This window comes from Geotalea uraniireducens Rf4 (assembly GCF_000016745.1).
Taxonomy (GTDB): domain Bacteria; phylum Desulfobacterota; class Desulfuromonadia; order Geobacterales; family Geobacteraceae; genus Geotalea; species Geotalea uraniireducens.
This window is the reverse complement of sequence record NC_009483.1, coordinates 4,066,774-4,082,658: the sequence shown is the minus strand read 5'-3', so window position 1 is coordinate 4,082,658 and position 15,885 is coordinate 4,066,774. Positions and strand designations below refer to the sequence as shown.

Genomic DNA, 15,885 nt, shown 5'->3' with positions numbered 1-15,885 from the left:
AAGCCCCTGACGCCGTGCATTGCGGAAGCCTGCCGGTCCACCAGCAAGAGGTGTTCGGGCTGCTGAAGCCGGGCCTGTGCGGCGGCGAAGTTTATTGAACTTTACGAGGATATTTTTCCCGCTCGATCTTCTCTTCAACCGGGTCGAAAAGTTTCTTTTCCAGTTTGAAATTCAGCGCAGCTACCCGCCGCTCATAGTCCTGGAGCTTCTTGAGGGCGGCCAACTGCTCAGGCGACATCTTTGCGACCAGGATAGTGCCGCCGCTTGTGAGGGCAGCGAGCCGCGCCCTTATGTCAGGCTCAGCTTCATCCGGATGATTGTAGTTGAAACCGGCCTTGCGCATCTCGCGGGCATAATTTCTCAGCGCGGCTTTCATACGCGGGTCCTTGTTGATCAGGGCGTCCTTGGGGTTGTAGTAGGTTGCCTTCAATTGTTCCGGTTTGAAGACCTGTTCGATAGCCTTGCGTGTACAACCACCGGTGCGCGAAAAGTTTTCCGTCTCGAGCCCGACTGCGAATGTCGCGTCGATATTCTCTCCCAGGAGCGCACGGTTGTAGGCAACCTGATCAGGAGTCGAAAGGTTCCTGTAGATCTGGACGTTCCGTTCACCCAAGCCTGCCTTGGCCGGACTGTAACCCGTGGCGAGCTGGGGGGGGTGACCCGTGTACATTGTCGAAACGCCGAATCCGTACTTGCTGATGAATTCCTCCTCGCTGAGCCCGGGCATGTTTTTGTCGGCGCCCATGCCATTGCGCACCGTGATATAGTCAACGGGAACGTACTGAAACCCATGGTCACGCATGCACCTGGAGATCAGCGCTTCAACCTTCTCGATGGACTGGACAAGCTGCTTTGGGGTCAGGCCGAACTCCTCGGTACCCGGACTGCCCTGGGCCTGGGCGCAAACGTTGCCGGCAAAGAGGATGATCACAACGATCGTCCCAATTGCCTGAATCATATTTTTCATGGTAGCAAGCTCCTTGGTACAAATAATTCAGACTTCTGAGTAAGTTCAGTTCCCTTCGACTCCGCTCAGGGAACGTTCGTGCGCTGAGCGGAGTCGAAGCGCGTTTCACCGAGGTTTTTCCCCGATAAAGCGCCGTCGAGGCGGCGTGGGGTGCTAATCATTACCTTTCCGTTCCCAACACTTTCCCCGTCTTCATATCAACCAGAACATCGACTTCCCCTCCGCTGCTCTTCTCGATGATCTCGACAACGTACACGTTCTTGCCGCGTTTTCTTTCGATGACAACGGAGGTAACCTTGCCGGGCACTTCCTTCAGCGCGATCTCGGTCGCCTTTTCCCCTGAGATCTTTGCAACCGGCTGCTCCAACCGCGGTTTGTTCCCGGCCGCCGCCAAAAGGTCACCGGCCGAGCCGAACCAGGTGAAAACCGAAACGATCACCACCGCGATAGACCATGCACCCTTCCTGAAACGACTGTTGCTCGATTCCATGATATCTTGTCTCCTCTGTTTTTATATGTTACTTCGGAGCACTCTTTCCCTTCAGGTATCCATGGCGAATCAACTTCGCATCTTCTTTTTGTATCAACCCAATGCCGGGTGCATAAGTTTTGTATTCTGCCGGTGCCGGTTTATCTTTTGAAGATTCCCGGATTTTTAAACAATTATCGAATGTTCCTGCCGGAGTTTTCATCGTCTCGGACACACTGACGACTTCAGCCCGATCCATTGCTACGCCCGGCGCGATCTCCTGGTAATACTTTTTCCCGACTTCAGCATTTCCGGGCATGATCAGACCGGGTTTGTTTCCATTTTCATACGCCTTCCACGTCCCTGAATGACTCGTGATTTTCCCCTCCTTATAGTCATCCACATCTTCACCGAAATAAAAAACATCACCGGTTTTCGGGTCCAGGGCAAAGAAGTTTCTCGAAATTTCGTGCAACTTTCCGTTTTTCAGTTCCCTTTCTTCAACTACCCTCGTGGTGATGCCGTTTATCTCCTTTGTTTCGTCAAGCACCGTTATCGTGATCTTTTCCGTCGGGGATTCCAGAACAATCTGGAATCCAGGAACAAGAACGAAATATTTTGATTTCCCGGTAGTAGTCAGTTTTCGGGCGGCTAAATTGAAATCTTCCAGCCACTCTTCCGCCAAGGCATGGTTGCTTGCGACACAAGACAGAGCGGCAACTAAAGCCATGATGAGAAAATACGGACGCATTTTTTTAATCATTTTGTCATCTCTTTTCTCTTTTTTTCTGATCAAAAGCCAACCTGATCGAGCCCCGAGCCCTCACGGATTCACAATTCACTTATTGAGCTCTGCCGGGCATCGGCTCCGCCGGCGGCGTCAGAGAGAACAGCTTCCCGCTGTTCTTGTAGGCGCTCTTCTCCAGTTTCATCGCCTTCTGACGAACCTCGGCCAGGGCCTTCGGACCGAGCTGCTCAAACTTGACCAGTTCCAGTGTCTCTTTTGTTTTTTCTCCCGCCCCTCTCCAGCCCACGCGTACATTCCCCACACCGCGTGCGTAGTACTTGAGCTGTTCGGCATCCGGTTCCGATTGGCTGGTCTCGGCAATAACCAGAACGTCCTTGTAATTGCCCGTTGGGACACGGGTCTCCTGGCCCATCTGATCCACCTTTCCGCGGTCCGTCCAATCGACTGCGGGTCCCCATCCCTGGGCATAACTCGGAGTCCCGACCTGCGGCTTGGCCTTCATCATTATCCCGGCTCTCGCATTCTCAAGGCCATGGATCCAGGGCTTTGCCGCGATGAGCTTTCCGTCTTCGTATTCCTCGGGGTACTCGCCTATGCGCCAAACGTTACCGGCGTTATCCTGAGCGAAAAGAGCGAGCTCCGCCTCCACCAGTTCGCCATCGCTGTAGTCCAGATCATAGGAAACCACCGAGCGGATGCCGCCGATCACCTTGGTCAGATCGGTGACGTTCGTCACTACGCGATGAGGAACGGCCTTGCCGTCATCCTCGATGGTGATGCCCTCATAAACCCATCGCGTTCCCGGTTTCATGGGCAGCCATTCGTTGTCGATCCTGGTTGGATCGGAAAAGTTGTTGGGGACGAAGTCCTCGAACTTTTTCTCGGAAGGCTGGCTGTCGGTCCTGGTTTCGGCCTTGGTTTCGGTCTTGCTTTCCTGAGCCTTGGTGCAGCCACTCAACAGCCCGATGCAACAAGCGAAGGATACCAGTATCACGTAAAATGGCGACGGGATGCGGCATCTTGATTTCATTGTATCTTCTCCTCCTATTTATAGTTCAGAGGTCACTTTGTGTATTTTGCGCGGCGGTCTCGGTTTTCCGGCGGCCAAAGCGCAAGTACAGGCTGGGGACAACGAACAGGTTGAGCAACGTCGAGGTGACCAGGCCGCCCAGAACGACGACGGCCAGCGGGTGCTCGATTTCATGACCGGGAATGCTGCCGGCAACCACCAGGGGCAAGATGGCCAGTGCCGATGTGAGCGCCGTCATCATGATCGGAGAAATCCGTTCCCGTGCCCCGCGCAGAACAAGTCCGGGACCAAAGGGTTCCCCTTCATGCCGCTCGAGATGCTGAAAGTGGTCGATCAGCATAATGCCGTTGCGCGCCGCGACCCCCAAAATAGTGAGAAAGCCCACGAGCGAACCAAGCGAGATGACACGGTCACCCAAATACGCTGCCAGCACGCCGCCCACCAGGGCCGAGGGCAAGGTCAGGAAGGATAGCATCGCCAAGCGAAAGCTTCCGAAGGATGTCTGCAGGAGAAAGAAAATTCCGATCGCGGCAACAATAGACACGTAGAGCAGGTTCCTCTGGGCAGTCTGCCGCTCCTGGTATTCTCCAACCAGCTCCGGGAAATACCCCCGTGGGAACTCGACCTTCGCGAGGCGAGCTTTGACATCGGTCACCATGGAGCCGAGATCACGTCCTTTCACGTTGGCCTTGACGTCGATGCGGCGCTTGAGGTTTTCATGTGATACGACATTCGGAGTCGGCGCGATACGCACGTCGGCCACATTCTGCAACTGCACGTGACCGCCACCGGGCACATCGATCAGCATCTCGCGAACGTCGGTGAGACTGTTGCGCACTGCCGGTATGCTCCAGACATTCACATCGTACGCCCGCTTGCCGATGTAAATGTCGCCGACTTCTTCGCCGGCCATGATGGTGGTCGCCGCCCGGCGCACATCGCCCGGTTTGATGCCGTACTCATGCGCCTTGTCGAGGTCGACCTTTACTTCGATCTGCGGTATCTTCTCGTGGAACTCCACGTGCAAGTCAGTTATGCCGTTGATTCCGGTGAGGGCATCTTTTACCTTGTTCGCGCTGCTGCGCAGGACGTCCAGGTCGTAACCATAGATGCGCACGACGATGGCTTCGGATGTTCCGGTGAGCACCTCCCGGATTCTCTCTTTCAGGTAGGTCTGCACGTCGCGATAAATTCCGGGATAGCCGTCGACCGTCTCCTGAATTTTGGCCAGCGTCTTGTCATAGTCGACCTTGGGATCGACGCTGATCCAATTCTCGCCAAAATACATGCCGACCACTTCATCCATGATCATGGCCTGCCCGATGTGGGCGCCGAAGTTGCGCACGCCGGGGATGTCTCTCAGTTCCTTGCTGGCCTGAATGGTGATCCGGTCCATCTCCGGCCAGGAAGTGCCGGGCTTGGTCAGCCAGTGCATCAGAAAGTCCCTTTCCTTGAACGAAGGCAGAAGGGACTGCCCGAGCAGCGGGTAGACCACGAGGCCGGCCAACACGATGACGCCGACGGTGAAGTACGCCGGACGAGGGGTACGGATGATCGGTTCGAGAATCTTCACGTAGCTGCTCTGGAGCCATCGCACGATCGGAGACTCCCGACCTTCGAGCGGCGCATTGCGCAGGAAAAGAAAAGCCAGCGCCGGTGTGACGGTCAGGGCAACTATCATGGATACCAACAGCGCCAGCGCATAGGAAATGGCAAGTGGCTTAAAAAAGGCGCCGGACAGCCCCTTCAGGAAAAAGACCGGCATAATGGCGAATACTTCGATCAGGGTCGCATAAACGATGGCGCCACGCACTTCGAGCGAGGCGTCCAGAATGATCCTCGCCAGCGACTTGTCACGACGACCCGACTTGCGATACTCGCGCAAACGCCGCACGATGTTTTCTATGTCGATGATCGCGTCGTCGACGATGTCACCGAGAGCGATGACAAACCCCGCGAGAATCATGACATTGATCGTAGCCCCACGCAGATGGAGCACAAGTCCCGCTGCCACCAGAGACAATGGCATCGCCACGCAACTGATCAGCGCAAAACGCCATTCGTACAGAAAGAAGAAAAGAATCAGAACCAGGAGCAGGCTGCCGATGAGCAGCGCCTTGCTGAGATTGTCGAGCGACATCTCGATGAAGGTCGCGGGACGGAAGATGGTGGTGTCGATGTCCACATCGGGAAGGCCGGGTCGCAACGCATCGATGGCTGCTTCGACCCCCTTGGTCACTTGCAGTGTATTGCCCCATGGGAATTTTTCAACGATGAGCAGCAGTCCGGGACCATCGTTAATGATAGCGTCCCCAACCATCGGTTGATGATCGATAACGATCTCGGCCACGTCCTTCAGCAGCAGCGGCTTGCCGTTCCTCACTGCAACGGGCACATTGGCCAGCGCTTCCGGCTTGACTTCGTCCGACTTGTAGATAATGGGCATGACGTGCCGGATGGGGAGCCTTTGATTGGGGGTATCGACCCATCCGCCGGTGCCGATAATGTGTCCATCTACAAATTGCAGCAACCCCACATCCAGTGTGCTGGCCGTGGCTTCCTTTACCTCATCCAGCGTGACGCCGTGCTTCTTCAGCAGTTCCGGTACGACCTCCACCTGCATCATCTGAATCCGTTCGCCCCAGATCGCCACGTTGGCCACGCCGGGAACGCGCAACAAGCGCTGCATGATCGTCCAATAAGTGATCATCGACAAGTCCATCACGGACCTGTTTTTCGACGATATCCCGATCTTCATGCACCGGCTGGTGGCTGACAGTGGCTGCAGCATCACCGGCGGGGCCGCCCAGGTCGGCAACCCCGGCGACGCCAGCGCCACGCGCTCTTGCACTGCCTGCCTGGCCAGCAGCAGGTCGGTTCCGGGCTTGAATATCATCTTGATCGACGACAGCTGTTCGACCGATTTGGAGCGCATGACGTCAAGCCCCGGCAAGCCGTTGAACGCTTCTTCCAGTGGAATGGTGACCAGGGCTTCCACTTCAACGGCGGATAGCCCGATGCTTATGGTCTGAACCTCCACCAGCGGTGGCGCGAATTCCGGGAAGACGTCCACGGGCATGTTGCGAATCTGGCCGATGCCGAAGTACATCAAAGCCACGGCGATTGCGATCACCAGGAAACGAAACTTCAGGCTCGATGAAACGATCCATCGCATCATGGCTGTAAACCCCTCTTTAGGGCCTGTCACGAAACAAACTTATTTCCTGACAGATCCTTGGATCCTTGGTCAATGTCCAACCTTGAACTCGGTGCCATACAACTCCGCCACTCCTACGGACGCGATGACCGTGCCGATAGGTGGGCCGTCCTTCAGAACAGCGAGATCGCCTTCGATGTAATCGACTTCCACTTTATGCCTCACGAAGGTTCGAGGTTGAGGACAGGTGTATATCCAGCATTGGCCTTGCGGGTCGTATATCAGCGAAGAATAGGGGACGACCTTTTGCGGTGAGGCCGAGCGCGACACCCGTTGTTCACGGACCAGGTCGGTTTTGAGGTCAATCCGTTGCATGGCCTTCTCGCTCAACGTCACACGGCTCAGTTCCGTCCCCTCGACCTTCTTGACCTCAGCCGGATGCTCGGTGTCTTGCGTGCCATGGGTTTTCTTGCACGCCGCAAGAAGCATAACTGCGATGACCAGTGCTAAAGCCGTCATACGATTCATGTGCTTCTGCATTGTTGCCTCCCGTTACTTGTCTCATATCGTTCCCTACTTCGGCACGACTTCCTCCACCCCTTGACCGTTCGGGATGGCCTCACGCACTTCCAGCTCAAGATCGGGTTCGCGCTTGGTGCCAAACAACAAGTAGATGGCGGGCACACCGGCCAGGGTGAAAAATGTCGTCGTGACCAGGCCGCCCAGAACGACGATGGCCATCGGCTGCACAATTTCGAGGCCGGCAATATTGCCGAATAGTGCCAAGGGGGAGAACGCCAATGCTGTTGTTGCCGCAGCCATCAAGATCGTGCCGGACCGTTCGCTGGTGCCGCGCTGGACCAGGTCGGCGCTGACGGGTTCGTCTTCATGGCGATCGAGATGGCGATAGCGGCTGACCAGCGAAATACAGTTGCGCACGGCAATTCCCAATACCGCGAAAAAGCCGATGATCGAACCGAGCGAGATAAGGCCGCCGCTCAGGAACGCTGCCAGCACACCCCCCATCAGGGCCATCGGCAGGGTCAGGAAGACGACTGTCGCCAGGCGCCAGCTCAGGAAGAAGGCCTGCAGGAGCAGGAAAATCCCGATGGCAGCGGCAATTGCAAAGGCGAACACACGCTCTCGGGCAGCGAGGCGCTCCGCATACTCCCCTAACAGTTCCGCGCGGTACTCAAGCGGGAAGCTGACCTGCTGAATGCCGCGGTTGACGTCGGCCGCGACAGTGGCGGGATTGCGTCCATGCACGCTGGCGGTTACGTCCATGCGGCGCGCAACGGCATCTCGATTGATGACGGTGGCAGCCGGCGTAATGCGCACGTTGGCCACTTCCTGCAAACGCACGTGCCCCCCCCCGGGCGTGTCTATCAGAAGATCTTTAATACTGTTCACGCTGCGGCGGGTTTCGGGCGTGCCCAGCACCACCACTTCGAATACCTTCTGTTCCTCGAAAAGGTTGCCGACTAAAAGGCCTGACGCCAATGTGGTCGCCGCGCGTCGCACATCGCCGGGTTTGAGGCCGTAGCGTTTCGCTTTCTCAAGATCTACTTCGATTTCCAGAGTCGGCTCTTCCTTTGGATACTGCACTTTTGCATCAACGATTCCGTTGATCCCCGCCAGGACTTTCTGTATCTCTTCCGCCTTGGAGCGGATCATCTTCATGTCCTCGCCGTAAACGCGCACAATGAAGGATTCGCCCGTCCCCGGCAGCTCCTCTCTGACTTTCGCTTCCAGGTAGGTCAGTACTTCAGGAGACAGACCGGGGTAGCCTGCGACCGCTTCTTTTACCGAGGCCACTGTCGCGTCATAGTCGGCGGCAGGATCGATGCTGATCCAAAGTTCACCGGAGTTGATTCCCGCGCGCTTATCCGACATGATGGCGCGCCCCTCATGGGCACTGACGTTGCGGATCCCTGGAATGGAGCGCAGTTCGCGGCTGGCCAGAGTCGTGATCCGGCTCATTGCCGGAAGAGATGCGCCGGAACCACCTTCCCACCGAATCACGAGATCCGTTTCCTTGAAGTCCGGCAGCAGTGATTCCTGACGGAGGAATGGTATGGAGACGAGTCCGGCAACGAGGACGGCGCAAACAGCGACGAATGCCAGGCGCGGAGTGCGGCCGGCCCACCCGAAAATGGCGCTGTGGATACGGCGCAGCATCGCCATGACCGGAGAATCGCCCCTCTGGAGCGAGTCTTTACGCAAGAACAGCAGACTCAACGCCGGCGTGACGGTCATGGCAACCGCCGTGGAGGCGAGCATCGCCAGCATGTAAGAGATGGCGATGGGCTTCCAGAATGCGCCGGACACGCCTTCCAGGAACAAAAGCGGTATCAACGCCAGCACTGCGATCAGCGTCGCGTAGATGATGGGGCTGCGCATCTCGACCGCAGCCTCGAAAATGATGGCCGCAGTTGATTTGCCGTTGTTCTCTTCTCGGGCCTGTCGGAGACGCCGTACGATATTTTCCGTGTCGACGATCGCGTCGTCGATGATGACGCCGAGGGTTACTATCAGCCCGGCGATAACCAGCATGTTGAATTTTGCCCAGCATGCGTAGAGCACGGTCCCGGCTGCGAACACAGACACCAGGAGTGCCACGATGCTGATCAGCGCGGTACGCCAGTTGAAAAAAAAGGCAAAGAGCGCCACAATTATGAGAACGGCACCGATGAGCAGAGCCGTGGAGAGATTCCTGACCGCCAACTCAAGGAAGGTCGCCGGTCGAAAGAGGGAGGAGTTCATCTCCAACCCGGATAGTCCGGGCCGTAAGGCCGCCAGCGCCTCTTCCACCTCCTGAGTCACTTCCAGCGTATTGGCCCATGGAAATTTCTCAACGACCAACATGAGCGCCGGGGCGTCGTCAACGATGGCATCACCGATGAGCGGTTGATGGTCTTCCACCACTGTGGCTACATCATGCAGGTCCTTCGATGGCGCGTCCTCGATGGTCACCCGGCCCAGGTCCTCCGCCGTTTTAATGGGCAGGACGTGTCGGACTCCGAGCCTTTGATTGGGGGTATCGATCCACCCCCCGGTGCCGGGTGTCGATGCTTCCAGAAAGGTCAAGGGGGACACCCACAGCGCATTGCCTGTGGTTCTGATGACTTGCATCAGCGAAACGCCTTCATCCCGCAACCTTTTCGGATCGACCTGCACCTGCAACTGCCGCTCCCGCTGGCCCCAAATCGACACATTCGCCACGCCGGGTACGCCCATCAAGCGGGGCTTGATCGTCCAACGGGCGAGCACCGACATATCAATCAGGGACATTGTTTTCGAGGTCAGCCCGATCTCCATGCACCGGCTGACCGAGGATAGGGGATTGATCATGGTAGGCGGCGTCGCCACGTTCGGCAACACATACACCCCGATCAGCCGCTCCTGCACCATTTGCCGGGCACGCATGACGTCGGTGCCTTTCTCGAAGATGAGAACGATGGACGACAGGCCGGGAATTGACTCGGAGCGGATCTCCTTCACCCACGACACCCCGTTGAGCAAATCCGCCTCCATGGGAGTGGTTATCAACGCTTCAATTTCCTCGGCAGACAGACCCAGGGCCTCGGTTTGAACCTCCACATGCGGCCGTGAGAATTCGGGCAAGACATCCACCGGTAGCTCCTCAAGCTCTCCAAGCTGAGAGAAGCCGAAAACCATCAGCAACACCGCGAGTGCAGCCACCACGAGTCGAAGCTTCAAGCTCGATCCAATGATCCAACGTATCATTGCCGGGGCCCTCCCTTCTTGTCAGGTCGTTATGATGCGCCAATTAATCCTGATTCCATGACGGTAAGTTCAGTAACAGGAGCCCTTTGCAAGACTCTTTCCCCCCCCTTGACCGGAACTTTCACCTGCACCCCAACCCTTCCCCGTCAAGGGGGAGAGATTTTTTCGGGGATTTTCAAAAGTCCCATGTTATTGCATCAAAAATACGGCATTGCATCATGGATAATTTCTCAAAGAACTTAGATGGTTATGAAAACATATCAAAGATTCAGGCCACCAATTATAAATTAACTATAATCAGACATCCTGCCGAGTCAAGCGATCAAAAAATCATGCCACGAATTTTCTCGCACGGTATGTGCTTGATTTATAGGATCATTTTTTTGTTGTAATATCAGTAAATTGCAATCTAATAATTAAAAAATCGGTTTGCGGGGACGTAGGGAAAATCGGATGCTGTGCGGATCCCATGGTAACCCGGCAACTTTTTGGCAGCCATTTTTGCATGCAGCTGATTGTCTAGTACAATGATTGTAAGTAAAAATTAATTTACGGAGGCAACGAATGAAACGAAAAACTATTGCTGTTACGAGTTTTTTTGCTGTCTGCCTATTTGCGACAACTCTCCTTGCTGCCGAGCAGGGAACCGGGTACTCGCCGACCGGGGAGTTGTTGAAGAAAGAAGAGATTCTGAAGGGAAAGGCGCTCAAGATAGAGAGCGATACCAGGGAAAAGGCCATAAAGAAGGAAAGCGAAATAAAAGAGAAGAAGAAAAAGCAGGAAGAGAAGATCAAGGCAAAACCGCAGAAGGGGGCAGCGAAAGTAAAGGAAATGAAGGGTAAAAAGGAGCAAAAAACTGAAGAGCTGAAAAAGATGAAGGAAGACCGGCAGAAACAGCTGGAGCTCATGAAGGAACAGGGGCAGAAAGACATCAATCAGTTGAAAGAGATGAAATAAGGAGGTTTTTGACGCTGAATGCCGCTCCAGTCAAATTCGGGGGCACCATACATTGTGCCCCCGAAATAGCCTCATTTCCTTTCCGAAACGTCTCCGCAGCGGTTCATTTCCTTCCCATCTCAGCGAAAGCGGCCAGAGCTCCCTCCTGGATTTCCTGCGGGGTCAGGTCCTTGATATGGGTGGCAAGGGTCCAGCTGTAACCGAAGGGGTCTTGCACGGTCCCGACGCGGTCCCCCCAGAACATGTCCTGGACAGGCATCCGGACCTGTGCGCCCGCTTCCATGGCTATCCTGAATGCCTCGTCCACGTTTTCCAGATAAATGTAAAAACTGACCGGGGAGCCGCCGATGGTTTCTGCACTTTTGCAGGGCTCCTGCGGGTTTTCCTCCCCCATCATGAAGATCGAGTTGCCGATCCGGACCTCGGCGTGCATCACCCCTTTGCCGTCGGGCCCCGGCATGGCGAACCGCTCCTGTGCGCCGAAGGCCTGTTTGTAGAATTCGATGGCCTTACGGGCATCCTTGAACATGAACATCGGTGTGATGGTGTGAAATCCTTCCGGGATTGCTTTTGTCATGGTGCTCCTCCTTGTCTGTGGGAAAGCGGCCGGCTCCCCCTTCGTTTTAAGACGGGAAATTGCCCTTCGGCGAGCAATCATACCCGGCTCTTTACCTTAATTGTAGTATCGATGTGGCGGGAAGCAACGGATGTCCGCAAAAAAGATCATATACTCAACTTTAGCAGAGCCAAAACAACTCTCAAACAGCACAAATACACCGTTTAGCCGTAAAACAAACATGTTGCTCCACAAATATCCCCCCTCCCTTCGATGGGAGGGGGCTAGGGGGAGGGTGCAAGTTGATCATCGAAAAATCGCTGCCTTGCACCCCAACCCCAACCCTCCCCCATCCAAGGGGGAGGGGGCTATAGGTAACTGCGAAAGTTGAGATCATATAAGTTCTTACAGCTTGGCAATTATGTAAAATCAATGCTTTAGGTAAAGGTGGCACGCTGTAGGGCTTGTATTTGACATTGAATAAAAGGGCGATATGTTTGCCTTGTATATGACCAAGAAAATCGGAGAACCAGGCAAAATTTCAAGGCGACAATCGAGCGGACCGGGCGCCGGAAAATCGTGGTTGCCGGGCTCTGGACGGAGGCAACTCGTGGAGACGCTCGTCAGACAGGTCCGGGAATACAACCCCTAGGAGTCTGTCGGACTTAGGGAATCGTAGCGAGAGAATGGCAAATTGAGGACAGATTTTCGGAAATTTGAGAGCGAATAGTGGACCTATTTGTCGAAAATTTCCGGGAATATGGACCGATTTTCCGTTCTCGCAGTAGATTCATTCCTAAGTCCGACAGGCTCCTAGCCGGCACGGGCTGCTTCGACACCTCCTTCGGCGTTGACGATATTCGGAGGACGCTCCGTTATTTCGGCTCTTAACATCCTGTATATTCGGGGACGCGAGAACATGGACCGATCTAGCCATTACTGTGCTGCTACGGCGGGTCTCCGACTGGCCTTCCTGCTGAACCTCTGCTTCACCCTGCTGGAACTGTTCGGCGGACTCTGGACGAACAGTATAGCCATCATCTCGAACGCCGTCCATGACTTGGGAGACTGCCTGTCGCTGGGGCTTGCCTGGTACCTGGCCGGCTATGCCGAAAAGGAGAGCGACAGGAGGTATTCCTACGGATACCGGCGCTTTTCGCTGCTGGGGGCACTGGCGACCGCCCTCGTCCTGATGGTGGGGAGCCTGCTGGTCCTGTCGGAGGCTGTGCCGAGGCTCCTGCGACCGGAACATCCCAATGCAGGGGGGATGGCGCTCCTTGCCGTCGTCGGGATCGCGGTCAATGGCTTGGCGCTGCTGCGCGTGAGGGGGGGGAGGACGCTGAACGCCCGGATCGTCACTTGGCATCTGCTGGGGGATTTGCTGGGCTGGGCGGCCGTCTTGTCGGTGAGTTCCGTCCTGCTGTTCAAGGACCTGCCACTCCTCGACCCGATCCTCTCTATCCTTATAACGTCGTATGTCCTGTTCAACGTGTCGAGGAACCTGAAAAAGACAGTGCAGTTGTTCCTTCAGGCCGTACCCGGTGGGATCGATACCGGCGAAATCGAGAAGAAACTCCTAGCCATCGACAAGGTGAAATCCGTCCATCATACCCACGTCTGGTCGCTGGACGGCGAGCACAACGTATTGACGACCCATCTGGTGGTCGAGGCGGACGCAACCAGGAAAGACGTCCTGAAGATAAGAAACCGGGTCAGATTACTGCTCGAAAATGCGGATTTCGAGCATACGACGGTCGAGATCGGTTACGAAAACGAGTATTGCAGGATGAAGGAGAGATAATGGGGAGGTGACGCACATGATAGTATTCGGGCCGGTGCCGTCCAGGCGCCTGGGGCGCAGCCTGGGGATCAACAACATTACGCCCAAGGTTTGCACCTATTCTTGCGTCTACTGCCAGGTGGGACGCACCATTAAGACGCAGGTCGACCGCCGTGCCTTCTACTGGCCTGAAGAGATCGCGGCGGAGGTGGAAAACAAGGTGAGAGTGGCGAGAGAAAACGGCGAACAGATAGACTATCTGACCTTCGTTGCCGATGGCGAACCGACCCTGGACATCAACCTGGCGCGCGAAATCGAGCTCCTGCGGCCGCTCGGGATCAGGATCGCGGTGATAACCAACGCCTCCCTCATCTGGCGCAGCGACGTGGCGGAGGCGTTGCGCAAAGCGAATTGGGTTTCGTTGAAAGTGGACACAGTTAGAGAGGATGTCTGGCGCAAGCTTAATCGGCCCAGCCCTTTGCTGGAATTTATGGACCTTCTCACCGGCATGATCGGCTTTGCAAAAAGATACGGAGGGGAGCTGGCGACGGAAACGATGCTGGTAAAAGGTCTCAATGACGCTGAAGAGCACCTCGAACTGCTCGCCGATTTTCTCATGGCGCTGAAACCCGCCAAGGCGTATTTGGCCATCCCCACCCGCCCTCCGGCGGAACTATGGGTGAAGCCTCCCTCCGAGGAGACCGTCAACCGGGCCTTTCAGATCCTCCGCAGGAAGGTCGAACGGGTGGAGCTTCTGACCGGTTACGAAGAGAACGCCTTTGCCTGCATGGGAGATGTAGCGGAGGACCTACTAGCCATTACCGCGGTGCATCCGATGAGAGAAGAGGCGGTGCGGGAGCTGCTGGCAAAGGCGGGTGGCGATTGGGCCGTTGTGAAGAAACTGATCGATTCGGGACTTCTGGCGGAAACGGAATACGAAGGTCGGAAATACTACTTGCAAAGGTTCGGGAAAGCATGAAAAAGAACGGCGGTATACTGTAGAATAACGACAAAGGAGGTTTCCATGAAAGCGAAAAGCGTCGCAAGTATTCTGGCAACAATGCTCGTGGTTTCATTCGTCTCGACGACTTTCGCCGCCCCGTGGCAAGGGTGGCGCGGCAGTAGCGGTTGGGGAATGGGGGGCGCCTATCAGCGTATGTACAACCCCGCCACAGTGGAAACCGTTAGCGGCGAGGTAGTTGCCGTGGACAAAGTCACTCCGATGAAAGGTATGGGCGCCGGCATCCATCTTCAGCTCAAGACCGGCAAGGAGACCATTTCCGTCCACCTGGGGCCTTCCTGGTTCATCGAGCGGCTCGATGTCAAAATAGAGAAGGGCGACAAGGTTGAGGTCAAGGGATCAAGGGTCACCGTTGCCAGTAAACCGGCAATCATTGCGGCCGAGATGAAGAAGGGCGATTCAGTGCTCAGACTCCGCGACGACAACGGCGTTCCTGTCTGGGCGGGTTGGAGGAGATAGTTTTTCGTCCGCTACTTGAGTGGAGAGAAAGCGCCGGATAAAGGGCGGCAAGAGGAGCAGAGGAGTTTGTCCCTGGAATTTGGGAAGCCTCCTCGTTTTCATTGCCGCCATCGCAGTTATCGCAATAATTTGGGCCGGGACGCGTATGAACAGTCTCATATGGATCATTCTGGGCGGTTTGCTCATGAGCACGATAGCGCTGGTCGGAAGCCTCACCACTGTGCTGCGACCTGCCACCTTGGATCGTTTGCTTCTTCCCTTGGTCTCTCTTGCTGCCGGCACTTTGCTCGGCGGCGCAGTCCTTCATATGATTCCCGCAGGTTTTGCGGCACTTGGCGCGATCAATGCCGGAGCGTGGCTTCTAGGCGGCTTTGCCACGTTTCTCGGGCTTGAGCAATTTCTTCACTGGCACCACTGTAGACGCGCCTCTGCGGAATGCAGGAGTCCAATGACCTATCTGATTCTCCTGGGGGATGCGCTTCACAACTTTCTGGGTGGTTTGGGCATTGCCAGCACTTTTTTGGTCGATCCACGTGCCGGTGTCATGGCCTGGCTTGCAGCAGCGGCTCATGAAGTGCCACAGGAGCTCGGTGATTTCGGAATACTTGTCCATGGTGGTTGGGATCGCCGCCGGGCTCTGACCTGGAACTTCCTCTCCGGTTTGACATTCCTACTGGGCGCTCTCATGGCATTTGCGTTGTCAATCCGATTTGAAGTCGCAGGTTTGATCTTGTTCGGCGCCGGCAACTTCATCTACATTGGCGCCTCAGACCTTGTGCCAGAGATCAAGGCACAGCCCGACATTGGCAGGGCGGTGCTGCACTTCAGCTGCTTTGCTGCCGGTATTCTCTGCATGCTGTACCTGGCGTATAAGTTTCATCATTGAGAGGGTCACCTGACAAGGTGCATGCAGTGGTTGCCCAATACGCCGCTGCAGAAGCGCATCATTTTTTTGTATGGTCCACATTTGAGGCCGGGCTACATGCTTATCACC

The 15,885-nt window shown here is 55.7% G+C and carries 13 protein-coding genes; 5 read left to right on the top strand and 8 right to left on the bottom strand.

All coding sequences use genetic code 11. From position 1 onward, the window contains the following. Nucleotides 1-91: 91 nt before the first annotated feature. From GURA_RS17710 to GURA_RS17680, 7 genes are all read right to left on the bottom strand, one after another. Nucleotides 92-967 carry a hypothetical protein gene (locus GURA_RS17710; RefSeq protein ID WP_011940289.1) on the bottom strand — a complete coding sequence of 292 codons (876 nt, stop codon included), beginning with the start codon at nt 965-967 and terminating at the stop codon, nt 92-94. Between the two features lie 160 nt (nt 968-1,127). Continuing rightward, the gene (locus tag GURA_RS17705; protein ID WP_011940288.1) at nt 1,128-1,457 is read right to left on the bottom strand and encodes a PepSY domain-containing protein; all 330 of its coding nucleotides are present in this window, start codon (nt 1,455-1,457) and stop codon (nt 1,128-1,130) included. Between the two features lie 28 nt (nt 1,458-1,485). Continuing rightward, nucleotides 1,486-2,232 (bottom strand): hypothetical protein, encoded by a 747-nt coding sequence (locus tag GURA_RS17700; RefSeq protein ID WP_011940287.1) that lies wholly within the window; start codon nt 2,230-2,232, stop codon nt 1,486-1,488. Between the two features lie 46 nt (nt 2,233-2,278). Further along, nucleotides 2,279-3,214 carry a hypothetical protein gene (locus tag GURA_RS17695; protein WP_011940286.1) on the bottom strand — a complete coding sequence of 312 codons (936 nt, stop codon included), beginning with the start codon at nt 3,212-3,214 and terminating at the stop codon, nt 2,279-2,281. A gap of 25 nt (nt 3,215-3,239) precedes the next feature. Next, nucleotides 3,240-6,392: an efflux RND transporter permease subunit gene (locus GURA_RS17690; protein ID WP_011940285.1), complete on the bottom strand. Its 3,153-nt coding sequence runs from the start codon at nt 6,390-6,392 to the stop codon at nt 3,240-3,242. A 69-nt stretch (nt 6,393-6,461) separates the two neighbouring features. Then, a complete protein-coding gene (locus GURA_RS17685; RefSeq protein WP_157046242.1) occupies nt 6,462-6,890 on the bottom strand; it encodes a hypothetical protein in 429 nt (142 codons plus the stop codon). A 54-nt stretch (nt 6,891-6,944) separates the two neighbouring features. Next, nucleotides 6,945-10,118 carry an efflux RND transporter permease subunit gene (locus GURA_RS17680; protein ID WP_011940283.1) on the bottom strand — a complete coding sequence of 1,058 codons (3,174 nt, stop codon included), beginning with the start codon at nt 10,116-10,118 and terminating at the stop codon, nt 6,945-6,947. Between the two features lie 564 nt (nt 10,119-10,682). On the opposite strand from GURA_RS17680, the gene GURA_RS17670 reads away from it, so the two are divergent. Continuing rightward, entirely contained in the window at nt 10,683-11,075 is a 393-nt protein-coding gene (locus tag GURA_RS17670) for a hypothetical protein (RefSeq protein WP_011940282.1), read from the top strand. Nucleotides 11,076-11,178: 103 nt separating this feature from the next. Here the strand turns inward: GURA_RS17670 and GURA_RS17665 are convergent, their stop codons facing one another. Further along, a complete protein-coding gene (locus tag GURA_RS17665) occupies nt 11,179-11,652 on the bottom strand; it encodes a VOC family protein (protein WP_011940281.1) in 474 nt (157 codons plus the stop codon). 898 nt (nt 11,653-12,550) lie between these two features. On the opposite strand from GURA_RS17665, the gene GURA_RS17660 reads away from it, so the two are divergent. The 4 genes from GURA_RS17660 to GURA_RS17645 all read left to right on the top strand — a co-directional run bounded on the left by GURA_RS17660 (nt 12,551) and on the right by GURA_RS17645 (nt 15,777). Continuing rightward, nucleotides 12,551-13,432 carry a cation diffusion facilitator family transporter gene (locus tag GURA_RS17660; protein WP_011940280.1) on the top strand — a complete coding sequence of 294 codons (882 nt, stop codon included), beginning with the start codon at nt 12,551-12,553 and terminating at the stop codon, nt 13,430-13,432. A gap of 16 nt (nt 13,433-13,448) precedes the next feature. Then, nucleotides 13,449-14,390, top strand: coding sequence for a radical SAM protein (locus tag GURA_RS17655; protein ID WP_011940279.1), 942 nt, complete (start codon nt 13,449-13,451; stop codon nt 14,388-14,390). 45 nt (nt 14,391-14,435) lie between these two features. Next, nucleotides 14,436-14,891 carry a hypothetical protein gene (locus tag GURA_RS17650; protein WP_011940278.1) on the top strand — a complete coding sequence of 152 codons (456 nt, stop codon included), beginning with the start codon at nt 14,436-14,438 and terminating at the stop codon, nt 14,889-14,891. 145 nt (nt 14,892-15,036) lie between these two features. Next, nucleotides 15,037-15,777 carry a ZIP family metal transporter gene (locus GURA_RS17645; protein WP_011940277.1) on the top strand — a complete coding sequence of 247 codons (741 nt, stop codon included), beginning with the start codon at nt 15,037-15,039 and terminating at the stop codon, nt 15,775-15,777. Nucleotides 15,778-15,885 lie beyond the last annotated feature (108 nt).